At 46.8% G+C, this 14,506-nt stretch carries 9 protein-coding genes; 5 read left to right on the top strand and 4 right to left on the bottom strand.

The genetic code is table 11. The features are described from left to right. Together RIG27_RS29555 and RIG27_RS29550 are read left to right on the top strand one after the other, a co-directional pair. Nucleotides 1-856 (top strand): S66 peptidase family protein (locus RIG27_RS29555; protein ID WP_446350685.1); only part of this gene is annotated, 856 nt, incomplete at its 5' end. Between the two features lie 39 nt (nt 857-895). Then, entirely contained in the window at nt 896-2,128 is a 1,233-nt protein-coding gene (locus RIG27_RS29550; protein WP_446350684.1) for an RNA-guided endonuclease InsQ/TnpB family protein, read from the top strand. Between the two features lie 263 nt (nt 2,129-2,391). Here RIG27_RS29550 and RIG27_RS29545 read toward each other — a convergent pair whose 3' ends face one another. From RIG27_RS29545 to RIG27_RS29530, 4 genes are all read right to left on the bottom strand, one after another. Beyond that, nucleotides 2,392-3,261, bottom strand: a complete 870-nt coding sequence (locus RIG27_RS29545; protein ID WP_446350683.1) for a DUF4388 domain-containing protein — start codon at nt 3,259-3,261, stop codon at nt 2,392-2,394. A gap of 531 nt (nt 3,262-3,792) precedes the next feature. Next, a complete protein-coding gene (gene ilvB, locus RIG27_RS29540) occupies nt 3,793-5,673 on the bottom strand; it encodes a biosynthetic-type acetolactate synthase large subunit (protein WP_446350682.1) in 1,881 nt (626 codons plus the stop codon). A 229-nt stretch (nt 5,674-5,902) separates the two neighbouring features. Continuing rightward, nucleotides 5,903-6,544 carry a hypothetical protein gene (locus RIG27_RS29535; protein ID WP_446350681.1) on the bottom strand — a complete coding sequence of 214 codons (642 nt, stop codon included), beginning with the start codon at nt 6,542-6,544 and terminating at the stop codon, nt 5,903-5,905. Beyond that, nucleotides 6,541-8,085 carry an AAA family ATPase gene (locus RIG27_RS29530; protein ID WP_446350680.1) on the bottom strand — a complete coding sequence of 515 codons (1,545 nt, stop codon included), beginning with the start codon at nt 8,083-8,085 and terminating at the stop codon, nt 6,541-6,543. Before RIG27_RS29530 ends, RIG27_RS29535 begins: the two co-directional genes overlap by 4 nt. Before the next feature lie 306 nt (nt 8,086-8,391). Between RIG27_RS29530 and RIG27_RS29525 the strand changes: the two genes are divergently transcribed. The 3 genes from RIG27_RS29525 (at nt 8,392) to RIG27_RS29515 (ending at nt 14,473) form a co-directional block, all read left to right on the top strand. Then, nucleotides 8,392-10,197: a tetratricopeptide repeat protein gene (locus RIG27_RS29525; RefSeq protein WP_446350679.1), complete on the top strand. Its 1,806-nt coding sequence runs from the start codon at nt 8,392-8,394 to the stop codon at nt 10,195-10,197. Nucleotides 10,198-10,609: 412 nt separating this feature from the next. Then, the gene (locus tag RIG27_RS29520; RefSeq protein ID WP_446350678.1) at nt 10,610-12,643 is read left to right on the top strand and encodes a tetratricopeptide repeat protein; all 2,034 of its coding nucleotides are present in this window, start codon (nt 10,610-10,612) and stop codon (nt 12,641-12,643) included. A gap of 300 nt (nt 12,644-12,943) precedes the next feature. Beyond that, entirely contained in the window at nt 12,944-14,473 is a 1,530-nt protein-coding gene (locus RIG27_RS29515) for a YifB family Mg chelatase-like AAA ATPase (protein ID WP_446350677.1), read from the top strand. Nucleotides 14,474-14,506: the final 33 nt, after the last annotated feature.

The following is a 14,506-nucleotide window of genomic DNA, read 5'->3' as shown; positions in this document are numbered from 1 at the left end:
TAAAACTCAAGGGTTTTGGAATGAAGAATTAGCCTCTCTCGCAGAAAGACGCAATAGGCAAGTAAGAGATGCAGTTAACCAAGCCGCTCGTGTTGTTATCAACCATTGTCTCCAACATCGAATTGGAATAGTCGTTTTCGGCTGGAATCGACGTGCTGATGTGAATGCGATGTTTGCCGATTCCTCTGTCCGGGCGGTGCTGGCAATGGCAGGCGGATGGGGTTGTAATCGAATTTTACCCCTGTTGGACTACGAGCTAATCCGCCAAAATCCCAAAATCATTATCGGCTATAGCGATGTTACCTCACTGCTGTTAGCGATTTATACTCACAGCAACCTGATCACCTTTCATGGACCACTGGGAACATCAACCTGGAATTGGTTCTCAATCCAACATCTGCAACGCATCTTGTTTGATGGGGCAGCAATGACACTGCAAAATCTATTGAGTACTCCTGTGGAAACCATTACCAAGGGTAAGGCAAGGGGGCGTCTGGTGGGGGGAAATTTATCACTGGTGGCGGCGCTGGTGGGGTCAGATTATTTACCCGATTGGCAGAACTCTATTTTGTTTGTGGAAGATATACGAGAAGAGGTTTACCGGATTGACCGCTTGTTAACCCAGCTCAAACTCGCTGGCATTCTCGATCAAGTGGCTGGATTTATTTTTGCCCAATGTACAAACTGTCCCATAGGCGATGCTAATGAACCATCGCTGACGTTGCGGCAAGTCTTAGCTGACCATATTAAACCGTTGGGGATTCCCGCCTGGTATGGTTCGATGATCGGTCATCTATCTTCGCGGCTTTCCGACCCTCGCTTTCAGCGATGCTTCGAAAGCCGCGTTTTCAAGTAAAGCTGGCACTTTTACAGGAAATGCAGTAGGATGTGAGCTATGACTCAACGCGCCTACCGATACCGTTTTTACCCAACGCCGGAACAAGAACAACTCTTGCGCCGCACGTTGGGTTGCGTTCGTCTGGTTTACAACTTGGCGTTGCATACCCGAACTGAAGGTTGGTACGAAAGACAGGAGCGGATTGACTACAAGCAGACATCCGCCATGCTGACAGATTGGAAAAAGCAAGAAGACAAGCAATTTCTTAATGACGTGAGTTGTGTACCATTGCAGCAGGGATTGAGGAACTTGCAAAAAGCGTTTACCAATTTCTGGGCAGGTCGTGCTAAATACCCCAACTTCTTAAAGTTGCGGAATGGCGGTAGTGCTGAGTTTACCCGTTCGGCTTTTAAGTGGAAAGATGGGCAATTATGGTTAGCAAAATGTCGCGAACCCTTACCAATTCGCTGGAGTCGAACCCTTCCAGAAAACTGCGAACCCTCTACGGTTACAGTAAGGCTAGATGTTTCGGGACGATGGTTCGTCTCTCTATTAGTTGACGCTTCGGCTCCGCTCAGCTTCAACCCTGAGCGAAGCCGAAGGGTTGATAAAGCTATTGGGATTGATGCAGGTGTTACTTCTTTGGTGGCGACCAGCGATGGGGAAAAGATTGCTAATCCAAAGCACTTTAAGCGATTGAAACGCAAGTTGAGACAAGCTCAAAAAGCATTGTCTCGTAAGGTCAAAGGTTCAAATAATAGGGAAAAGGCTCGGCAGCAGGTTGCTCGAATCCATGCTCAAATCGCCGACGCCCGTAAAGACTTCCTTCACAAGCTAACGACTCGACTGGTACGTGAAAATCAAACGATTGTTGTCGAAGACTTAGCCGTGAAGAACATGATGAAAAACCACAAGTTGGCTCAAGCAATGAGAAATGCAAGCTGGAGCGAACTGGTTCGTCAGTTGGAGTACAAGTGCCAGTGGTACGGTCGATTACTGGTTAAGATTGACCGATGGTTTCCCAGTTCTAAGCGCTGTGGACATTGTGGTCACGTCGTTGATAAATTGCCGCTTAATGTTAGGGAGTGGGATTGCCCAGAATGTGGAACTCACCACGACCGAGACATTAATGCCGCAAACAATATTCTAGCCGCAGGGCTTGCGGTGATAGTCTGTGGAGCGAACATAAGACCCGATGGACATAAGTCCAAAGGGCAGTTGCGAAAAACCCCTGAGCTTCGACAGGCTCAGCTACCGCGTAGTCTCAGGGGTAGGAAGCAGAAACTTTGACGCGCTCGCGGAGTCGAAGCGTCAAATCGTGAGGTTTGGGAATCCCTCGTCTCCGGCGAGGGAGGATGTCAAATTCAGGATAAGTTCACTGTCCCTATCGGTGGAATGGTAGAAATTGATGCGGAGCGAGGCACAATTCGTTTATTAGAATCGGTAGTAATTTGATATATAGCAGTTTAGTCCTGATTGAAATACATTATTGCATTCCACGTTGCTGTAAACGGCTGCCTGTCTACATCTAGTGTTTTTGATCCTTTCCTGAACTAAGCCGCCCGTAACGGCAGTTGCTTGGACTTATCTGCTAAGAAACCCATTAGATTGTGCAAAAATGAGTGGCTGACTGGCTGATCGGTCGCTTCTGGATGGAGCGGTGTCGCGATCGCGTCCACAGATTGAGGACAGGGGGCATGAATCACTAAGGGAACTTCTTCCACCAATCCGACTGTCATTAATCGAAAAGCAATCTGCTGCACAGTTTTTACCGAAAGTCTGAGTTGTTTGGCAATTTCCCTCAGGGAAACAGTGCCACTGGTATACTCCCAAACTTGAGACTCTAAAGCGTTTAGGGGATAACGAGGGTGTCCTGTAATACTGACCAACCCCGCATTGACATCGGGGAATTTATCGCTGAGGGCATCCCAATTACGCAAAGAACGTAATCCTAGTAAATTGGCACCTAGGGTGTTTAAGCTCAAGCCCGTCATTCCTAACATGGGTAGTTTGACTTCATGGCTGAACTTAAAATGACCTGTTTTGAGTTGAAACAAGGTACAGGTGGGTCGTAAGACTTGGATTTGGAACAACCATTTGATTTGTTGAAGGGTTAACAACCGCTGTTTTTGCAGGTATGTACCCAAGGGTTGCTCCTGAGGCAATGACTCACTCAATTGAGTTAACTGACTTCTATCCATCCATTGGCGTTGAGCAATTAACTTGATTAACCCTAGATGCTTTAACTGAGAATCAACTGCCACAATTCGACCGCGATAGACCCAAACATAGCAAACGCCATTGGGGGTGACAGGAGTAGAAACATCAGTATTTACAGTGAGTAAACCCGTATGATGCCCTTTACCAAGGAGCCGAAAGATTTCGGGTAATGAAAAGTCAGTGAGTGAGCCTGTAATGCACATTGTTCTTACGTTGATATCAGTTTTGTTATTGAGGAGCCAAATAGCAGGGTAACGCCTTTCAAGTCAACCTGTTTAGCTTGATCCCGAAAAAAATCTGTAGTTTTTGCTACTCTTAGTGTAATCCCTGATGAAAGTTTCATACAATTGCTTTTTACTAAGTTCTGTTAAGAAAGAAGAATCTTTATTAAATTAAAACTCGAAAAGTTGCGCCTTATAGCCATTGTCATGTTTTGCCGTCATCCATTTGTACCTAAGACGATTCTTTCTCGGTTAAAGTTTATTTAACATCCTACTAAAGGCAGACAATATTAAAGATGGGGAAGGTCGGGAAGGTGAGGAAGGTGGGGAAGATAATATTTTGAAGTTTTACCCTTCACTGGGTTCAAGGGCATGGCGCGTGAATTAACTCACCATCTCCCTCATCTCCCCTATCTCCCCTATCTCCCCTATCTCCCCTACCCACTCAGTTTCAAGACGTTCCGTGAAAAGTTAGCACCTCCCCCAATGCCCTTACCTGGCGCTCGTCACCAATTAGCTCAGAGCCACTGTCGATGGCATATCCAACAGTTTCGTACCACATTCACAACAACATTTATGGGTCGCTGGATTTTCGGTTCCACAGTTAGAACACGTCAGGATAGTGGGTGAAATCGGCTCTGGGTTATGAGGGTGCAAGCCCATCATGTCGCTATTGGTGTGACCGGGCGCAACCATGGGATAACAGTCCTCATTGCGGGTAACGCGCACGTCTACAAGCATTGGACCGTCATGGGCAAGCATTTGAGCGATCGCATCGGGTAAAGCCTGACGCTGTGTCACCTTAATGGCATTAATCCCATACACTTGAGCCAGATTCACAAACTCCGGTGTGCCGACTTCCAGATTCGTCGCTTCGTAGCGATCGCCATAGAACAAATGCTGCCATTGGCGCACCATTCCCAGCCAACCATTGTTGAGGATGACAATCTTGACGCCAATGCCGTACTGGGCGATCGTACCCAGTTCCTGCATATTCATTTGGAAGCTACCATCGCCGCTGATACAAATCACCGATTCCGAGGGTAGAGCCACTTTTACCCCCACAGCCGCAGGCAAGCCAAATCCCATTGTCCCCAAACCGCCACTAGAAATCCAGCGACGGGGCTTATTTTTCAAGAATTGAGCCGCCCACATTTGGTGTTGACCGACGTCAGTGGTGTAGTAAGCCTCAGGGGATTGACGGGCAACTTCCACAATCACTTCTTGGGGCGAGAGATTATCCTGGGGATGGGGCAAATCTAAGGGATACTCATCCCGCCACTGTTGCAGGCGATCGCACCACGCTTTCGTTTGGTCTGGATCGATACCATTCCCAAGCTGATGAGAACGCCGCAACAGGTCAATTAACACTTGCCGCACATCGCCAACAATGGGTACATCAGTGTTCCGATTTTTCCCCACTTCCGCCGGATCAATATCGATGTGAATCACCTTCGCCTCAGCCGCAAACTGTTTCGGCAAACTTGCCACCCGGTCATCAAAGCGGGCACCCAAGGCGATTAACAGGTCACATTCACTCACGGCAAAGTTAGCATAAGCGGTGCCGTGCATCCCTAACATTCCCAAAGCCAGGGGATGGGATTCATCAAAGACGCCCTTACCCATCAGCGTCGTTGTCACCGGAATCTGGAAATGCTCCGCTAGTTCCAGAAGTTCTCCCTGGGCACTCGCCGCGATCGCACCGCCACCTACATAGAGTAACGGTTTCTTTGCCGCCCGGATTAAATCCAGTGCTTTGTTAATTTGGTTAGAATTTCCTTTCACCGTAGGACGGTATCCCGGCAGCTTAATCGTACCGGGTTCCACGGGAAAGTAATCAAATTGTTCCATTCCCACATCTTTGGGAATATCAATCAACACCGGTCCCGGTCTACCCGTACTCGCAATGTGAAACGCCTCCGCCACAATCCGGGGAATATCGCGAGCATCATTCACTAAATAGGAATGCTTGACAATTGGCAGCGTAATGCCGAAAATATCAATTTCCTGGAATCCATCCGTACCGATCGCCCCACGGGGAACCTGTCCCGTAATCGCAATCATTGGCACAGAGTCCAAACTCGCCGTGGCTAAACCCGTGACCAAATTCGTGGCTCCCGGTCCGGAGGTTGCCAAACAGATGCCCACTTTACCTGTTGCCCGGGCATACCCGTCAGCAGCATGGGCAGCCCCTTGTTCGTGTCGCACCAGAATATGTTGGAGTTCGCCAGCGGATTCCGCTTGGTAGATTTCATCGTAAATTGGTAGATTCGCACCACCCGGATAACCGAAAATGTGCTTCACACCATGGCGCTTTAAACTATCAATCAGGGCAAAAGCGCCGGATACACGCCTGACTCTCACAGTTTCAGATTGCACAGCTAGTGCCTCCATTTAGTCCAACAATTACATGAGGAACGTTACTAATGAGTACTAACCCAATTCTGGGTAAGCGGTTTGCTAATTTGGATACAGCTTGGAGTTTGACTCAATGAGTAGACTTTATTTGAAAGACGATTTTAATTTTTAATTAAAGAATGAACTTTGAGCAAAAATTTTATATTTTTTTAATTTCCTCAAATTTAGAGGGGATTACGAGAACTGGATTTAAGTTATAATTTACTTACCAACTCTGTCTTTTGAGCATCTGTTTTATGTCTGCTTCTAGTATTTTAAAGGCAGACAGACTCCGCAGTGCCGAAAAGTCATCGATAAGTTCAGCGATTCGTTGAATCTTCTCTCGCTCTCTGGCGCGAAATTTCTTTAGTCGCCGACCCGTAAACCCACTTGCTTGACGCAGAAGTTGACAAAGATATTGTTTTGGATCAGGTAACTCCTCACATTTAGAGAGGTTTGGCAAATTTAAAGGTTGCTGTCTTCTGGGATTTTCTGCCGCCTTGCGTATGGCAGCTTCATCAAATAATAACCAAGCTTCTGTCATCCGCACAGGTACAACACAGATAACCGGCACAGAAACTGATTCCCTGATACCCTCAACGGATTTTTGAATTTCAGAAACTCGTTTCTCACGAGGTTCTTTTTCGGCATCCCTGTGTATAAATAAAAGGTCGCAAGGGTAAAGGTTCAAACTTAATTCAATTCTCTCTGAGTGATTCAGTGGTTGTTTTGGTAAGCGCCGAAAATCAGCCCACTGGGACTGGATAGCACATTCAACTCCATGTAATCGCAATAACCAAGTCAGAATAGGTAGTAGCGCTTTGTCGGAACTCCCATCAGATAGTAATGTGTATCGCAGTTCCTTCATACAAATTCTTTTGGGAAGCCTAAAATTAGAGGTTGAATGTCTTCTCTATCCAAAACTCTGCGTTTTTTAGACGGGGTAGGTTTTAAAGATGAGTTGGTTTCCAGTTGTCCATTGCCATTTAGCTCTGACTGTTCTGGAGGAACTGGATTTAAGTACGCGAGAAGTTTACCTAAAGGAACAGTACTTGTCTTTTCGGTTTCCGCAACTTTAAGGTGTCGCCAAGTATTCGGTAGACAACTAAAACGTACCCCTTTAAACCATTGTCCTGACGGTGATTTTTCTTCCTTCAACTCAGCAACCAAAAGACTATCTTCTGGGACTTGCTGTACAACGGCTGGTGAGTGGGTATTGATGATTACTTGGCGTAGGGGATTGTCTTGATCAACGGTTTCTTCAACATCCGTAGCGATGTCTTGTAGGAGTTCGAGGATCTTCGGGATACGCTCTGGATGAATACCATTTTCAGGTTCCTCTAAGCACAATAAACCTTGAGCTTCTGGGTCTAATTCCAGTACCGCTAACGCCAAAAAGCGCATTGTTCCATCTGAGAGCGATCGCGCCGGATGGGTTGTACCATCTCTAGTTGTAACCATTAATGTGAGCAGTTCGCGACGATCATCCCGCTCTATTGTCACGGCATCAACATCATCTAATAATTGTGCTAAACGACCTGCCACTTGAGCATAAACCTGCGCTTCGGCTTCCTGATCAGATTTGCGGAAATTTTTTCTCAGCCGTGCTAGGTGATAGAGGTTTGAAGCTAAGTGAGAGCCATCTGTTCCTAATTTTGTCGGCGCCGTAAATTCGTCGGGTTGTCGTAAAGAAGAAGGTTCTAGCTGTAGTAACTGCCAAGATTGCATTTCCCGACGTGCCAGTAGTGCTGTTGGGCTTTCGGCTGCATTGGTCACAGACAGTACAGTTCGAGGGAGATTAACGGCTGAGCGAGCTAAGGCTCTACCGCTGGTTCCGCCGTCTTGATGAAGTTTAATCACTCGATTTGTCCCCTCACCTTCTGTAGAAATAAAATAAGGGACTCGGCGCTGTCCTTTCACAGCAGACTTGCGCCAAGTTTTCGCCTTGTGATTAAATAGCAAATGTTTAGAGGCATCACCAAGATTAATATGAACTAACTCTTCTTTAAGCAGTTCCAGTGATCCTAATGAGCGGAGACTATCATCTTGTCGATAAGCTAACTCTATAGAGTAGCGAAGAAAGGTAATGCTAGCTTTGGCAGTTTGTCCTAAATCATCAACGCCTTCACCTGGCACAATCATCTCAGCTTCAAATGACATCTGTGGAGCATAGTCATTGCCAATCCGATGAAACAGACTACGGACATCTCCTGTCCTACCTCCCTCATCTCGAACAGATAAAGCGGCTTCAATTAGAGGAAGATCAGCCAAGGCTGACAGAAACCTGATCGCATCAAATAAGTTAGATTTACCTACACCATTTGCACCCGCTACACAGGTAAATGAACCAAAGCGGACATCTACATTAACAAGGTTTTTAAAACCAGAAACTTTTAGCCTGGTTAGCATAATGTTAACCCTATACAGTTTTTTAAAAGCTGTTCTATCCTAATCATCAAGTTGCATACACCTGATTGATTTTAACTCATATCTTTCATCTATTTCAATAAACATAAGTTGGTTGACAATCCGTAACGCTTCCGGATTGCCTTGCTATCGTTTTGAGTCGGGGTGAATTGAGTGACATCAGGGTAAAAAAAAAGTAGAGTGACACCCAGCCCGATACGTTCACCACTTTTTCATCCCCTACCCTAACCTCAACCAAAAAGGATTGCTATAGTACAGGAAGGATAGACGCATTAAGGGGCAAACCAGGTGATACCATTAGCAGACCTCAAAGCCTTAATTCAACAAACTGAAGCAAAAGGTGGAAGCCAAGACCCGAGTCTGGCGAACTTATATGCTCAACTCGGACAACTCTACCAAAGCCGACTGGAAAACGGGGAATTTGAGGATTACCAGCACGAACTTGCCCTCGCCGTTGAATATTTCCATAAAGCGGTTGACCTGCAACGACGATTGGGTTTAGAAACTGATTTAGCGACAACTCTGAATCATCTGGCGGAACTCTACAGAACCCATGGACGCTATGACCAAGCCGAACCGCTTTATCTGCAAGCCTTAGACATAAGGAAACGTAACTTAGGAGAGAACCATCCTGATATCGCCACCAGCCTCAACAACCTAGCACGACTCTATCACTCTCAGGGACAATATCCCCAAGCCGAACCCCTCTATCTCCAAGCCTTAGATTTAAGAAAACGTAACTTAGGAGAGAACCATCCCGATGTTGCCATTAGCCTCAACGATATCGCCGCCCTCTACTTTTTCCAAGGACGCTACGATGAAGCCGAATCTCTTTATCTGCAAGCCTTGGAGTTACGGAAACGCAATTTAGGAGAGAACCATGCCGATGTTGCCACCAGTCTGAACAACCTCGCCTTACTTTACTTCTTGCTGGGACGCTATGACCAAGCCAAACCGCTTTATCTGCAAGCCTTAGAACTGAGGAAACGCTTACTGGGAAGGAACCATCCGGATTTCGCCACTAGCCTGAATAATTTAGCCGAACTCTACAGAACCCAAGGACACTACACCCAAGCCGAACCCCTCTATCTGCAAGCCTTGGAGGTAATGAGGCGTCTGTTGGGGGATGAGCATCCCGATGTGGCGACTAATATGAACAATCTAGCTGCACTCTATTTCTTCCAAGAACGCTACGACGAAGCCGAACCCCTCTATCTGCAAGCCTGGGAAATCAGGAAACGCTTATTCGGTGATAATCATCCCGATGTGGCACAAAGCCTCAACAACTTAGCCGGACTCTACTTCTCTCAAGGACGCCAGGGTGAAGCCGAACCTCTCTATCGCCAAGCGTTGGAAATCTGGCAACGTTTATTGGGCGATACTCATCCGGATATCGCCACGAATCTGAATAATTTAGCATTACTCCACCACTCCCAAGGACACTACGAGGAAGCCGAACCTCTGTATCGCCAAGCGTTGGACTTAAGGAAACGGTTATTCGGCGCGAACCATCCCGATGTAGTGACTAGCCTGAATAACTTAGCATTGCTCTACCATTATCAAGGACGCTACGAGCAAGCCGAACCTCTTTATGTGGAGGTGTTGGATGTGGGTAGACAGTTATTAGGAGAGGAGCATCCCGATGTTTTAAGCAGCCTGAATAACTTAGCTGCACTCTATAAAAATCTCGCCGAACTTTATTCCACGCAGGGACGCTACGATGAAGCCGAACCTCTCTATCTGCAAGCCTTAGAGTTGCGGAAACGCTTACTGGGAGATGAACATCCCGATGTGGCACAAAATCTGAATAATTTAGCCATACTCTACTTCTTTCAAGGACGTCACGACAAAGCCAAAGACTTCTATTCGCAAGCTTGGGAGTTGGGAAAACGCTGGCTAGGGGATGAGCATCCAGATGTGGCACAAAATCTGAATAATTTGGCAGGACTTTATTCGTCTCAAGGAGAATATGAATTAGCCGAACCCCTGTATGTCCAAGCGTTGACGATTTGTGAAGAACGACTCGGCGTTAATCATCCGACTACAGCAACAATTCGGAAAAATCTCGATGATCTGCGTGCGGCGATGGGATAATTTTTAGGGGAGATAGGGGAGATAGGGAAGATAGGGGAGATGGGGAAGATAGGGGAGATGGGGAAGATAGGGGAGATAAGGGAGAAAAACGAAATCGACAGACAGCTAAAGAGAATGTACCCTATAGGAGTGGGTGTTGCTGCCAAACGCTCCGAATCAAGGATAACTCTTGTCGAATGTGCTTAGAATTGATTCGGATTAACGCGATTCACAATAACTTTGTCATTTTTTGAGGTGAACTCGACTATAAACTCTTAAACACAACTAGCTATGACTTTAACCGGATGAACCCAAAACACTGGAATTTGGGCATAAGCTGTATAGTCTTAATGTTGTAGAGTATGGCAATCGTCAAAACCGATGAGGTTCACCGAATCGTTCAAGAGCGATTACAAGATTGGAGGTTAATTTCATGATGACGGAGTTGTCTGACCCGACGGTTGATAATGAAAAAACGTATGGGGATTTACTGACAGCGATTCAAGCCAGTCAAGGTAAGTTGAGTGTAATCCTAGCGGTTTGTGATGATATCCATTACCGCAACCAACTGATTGAACGCTATGAAACCGAACTCGCCGCCTCTATGCGATCGCATCGCGTTACTTTGGTTAAGGATGACCCGAACCTGAGCCACGCCATTACTGAACTCGTCCAAACCAATGACGATTTACGTCAGGGGGGAAACGCTGTTGTCACCGTGACGGGTGCGGAACAACTTCTCTGGCTCAAATTCGACGCTCAGCATTCAGAACAGGAAATTTTTTTCGCCTCCTTACCAGAAACCCAAGACGCCTTATCCGCCAAGGCTAGTCCACTTGTCCTGTGGCTAACTCACCAACTAGAGAGTCAGCTAAGTCAAAACGCCCCAGAGTTCCAAAATTGCTGTCAAGCTATCTTTCGCTTCCACTCCCAAAAAACAGCCGCTATTCCCATTCAAAACATTGAGCCATTCCGCCATCTTATCGAAGAAAGCGACGCTTGGGATCAAAACGTATCCGTCTTTCCTGTCGCCGATCTCAACGCCTTGATCGAGTATACCAAAGCCAAACACGGCGTCAACGACCCGAATTTGGCAACCTTATATGCTCAAGTCGGACAAGTTTATCAACGACGCCTAGAACAGGGTGAATCTCTAAATTATCCCCAAGAACAAGCCTTAGCCGTTGAGTATTTGAGTCAAGCCATTCAGCTAAAAAAAGAACTCGGCTTAGAAACAACCTTAGCCGAAACGGTGAATAATCTAGCCGAACTCTACAGGCTGCAAGGACGCTACAGAGAAGCTGAACCCCTTTATTTAGAAGCCTTAGAACTCAGAAAAAGCTGGTTGGGCGATACTCATCCTGATGTCGCCACCAGCCTCAACAACTTGGCAAAACTTTACCAGGCTCAAGGACATTACGCCCAAGCCGAACCTCTTTATCTGCAAGCCTTGGACTTGAGGAAACGCTTACTGGGTGATGATCATCCAGATCTCGCTCATAGTCTCAACGATTTAGCCACCCTCTATTTTTGTCAAGGACGCTATGAAGACGCCGAACCCCTTTATCTGCAAACCTTGGACTTGAGGAAACGTAACTTAGGCGAGGAGCATCTGGATGTGGCAACCAGCCTTAGTAATCTAGGCTTACTTTATCATTATCAAAGACGCTACGAGGATGCTGAACCCCTTTATCTGCAATCCTTAGACATCGAAAAACGTTTGTTGGGCGAAGAGCATCCAGATGTCGCCACAAGCCTGAACAATCTCGCCGCCCTTTATAAGTCCCAAGGGCGCTATGAGGATGCTGAACCCCTTTATCTGCAAGCCTTGGACTTGCAAAAACGCTTATTGGGAGATAACCATCCCGATGTCGCCACCAACCTCAACAACTTAGCCGCCCTCTACTTCTGTCAAGGACGCTACGAAAAAGCCGAACCCCTCTATCTCCAGGCGTTAGACATTAGAAAACGCTTGTTAGGAGAAAACCATCCCGATGTAGCACAAAGTTTGAATAATTTGGCAGGACTTTACTTTTCCAAAGGACCCAATAACAAAACCGAATCATTCTATTTAGAAGCGTTAAATATTCGGAAACGCTTATTGGGAGAGAACCATCCGGATGTAGCAACGAGTCTGAATAATTTAGCATTATTTTATCATTATCAGGGACACTATGACAAAGCCGAACCCCTCTATATGCAAGCCTTACATTTGAGAAAACGTTTATTGGGGGATATCCATCCCGATGTAGTCACCAGTATGAATAATTTGGCATTACTCTACCATTATCAAGGACGCTACGAGCAAGCCGAACCCCTCTATCTGAAAGTTTTGGAACTGGGCAAACGCTTATGGGGAGAAGACCATCCCGATGTGGCGATCAGTTTAAATAATTTGGCAGCCCTCTATAAGTCTCAAGGACGGTATGAACAAGCGAATTACTTAACTTCCAAGCTATGGAATTGAGGCACGATGGATATCATGTCCGGCTGGGTGTGACACCCTAAAAAACCCCAGCTTAAGATTCAGGAAAAATTTACCCCTGCTCCCCCTGCTTCCTACCCCCACCGCAAGACTTATTCAGCAGATCCTAAATCTACTCCTTCTGGACGGGATCGGGGCGGGTTTAGAGAAGTAAATGGTGAGTAACATCAGTTGGTAGTAAAACCCGCCCCTACAAATGCGCGATCGCACGAGAACCCTGTTTGTATTGATAGCTGCGATCGCACGTCCTATAATTGCCAATAAAACTCAGGATCAACAGACATGCTTGCCAGGGTTTGGAGTGCTTCGCTAGTTGGCATCGATGCGGTGAAAGTCGGTGTGGAAGTCGATGTGTCAGGCGGATTACCCGGAATTGTTGTCGTGGGATTACCCGATACCGCCGTCCAAGAATCGCGAGAACGGGTGAGGGCGGCGTTAAAAAATGCCGGGTTTGTCTTCCCGATGCGGAAAATCGTGATTAATCTCACTCCCGCCGACTTACGCAAAGAAGGACCCAGCTTTGATTTACCCATTAGTGTGGGAATTCTCGCCGCCTCGCAACAAGTCAATCCTGAATTATTAGGCGATTATCTATTTTTAGGCGAAGTCTCCTTGGATGGCAATTTACGCCCCATTGCGGGAGTCTTACCCATCGCCGCCGCCGCCCAAAGTTTGGGGATTTCTGGGTTAGTTGTACCCGCTGATAATGCCCAAGAAGCCGCCGTGGTGCGTGGACTAGACGTGTATGGGTTCCAGCATCTGGCTGATGTAGCAGATTTCTTGAACCAACCCGAACGCTATTCCCCGGTAGCGATGGATGAATTCCCTCAATCATCCTCCTATCAGTTTACAGGCGGAAACTTAAACGAAGTCAAAGGTCAATCCCATGCGCGTCGGGCGTTAGAAATAGCCGCAGCCGGAGGTCATAATTTAATTTTCGTCGGTCCACCGGGAAGCGGTAAAACCATGCTAGCGCGACGATTACCAGGAATTTTACCACCCTTGAGTTTTGAAGAAGCCCTGGAAGTCACCCAAATCTATTCTGTAGCCGGATTACTTAAAGATAAAGGCAGATTAATCAGACATCGCCCCTTCCGCAGTCCCCACCATTCTGCCTCAGGTCCATCATTAGTTGGGGGGGGCAGTTTTCCTCGTCCTGGAGAAATTTCTTTGGCGCATCGAGGGGTATTATTCCTAGATGAATTAACCGAATTTAAGCGCAATGTATTGGAATTTTTGCGCCAACCCTTAGAAGATGGTTATGTGACCATTTCTCGCACCCGACAATCCGTCTTGTTTCCGGCACAATTTACCTTAGTTGCTAGTACTAATCCCTGTCCCTGTGGTTACTTTGGCGATACCCTGCAACCCTGCACCTGTTCAGCGCGACAACGGGAGAACTATTGGGCAAAACTTTCTGGTCCACTCATGGATCGGATAGATTTACAAGTTGCGGTAAATCGCCTCAAACCCGAAGAGATTACTCGACAACCCCAAAGCGAGGCGTCAGAAGCCGTAAGGGAGAGAGTAAAAGTAGCCCGCGATCGCACTCGTCATCGCTTCAACTCAGAACCCTCACTGCGCTGTAATGCCCAGATGCAAAGTGGTCATTTGAGACAATGGTGTCATTTAGATGATAGGAGTCGCAATCTTTTAGAAGGGGCAATTCGCAAACTCGGACTATCTGCCCGGGCAAGCGATCGCATCCTCAAAGTCGCCCGCACAATTGCCGATTTATCGGGGGCTGAAACGTTGCAAATGTCACACATTGCTGAAGCTATTCAATATCGCACCATTGATCGTATGCAGTAACACAGATTACACAGATTGAATGAGATTCTCCAG

The organism is Coleofasciculus sp. F4-SAH-05, from assembly GCF_040222985.1.
Lineage (GTDB): Bacteria > Cyanobacteriota > Cyanobacteriia > Cyanobacteriales > Coleofasciculaceae > Coleofasciculus > Coleofasciculus chthonoplastes.
This window is presented reverse-complemented; position numbering and strand designations above follow the sequence as displayed.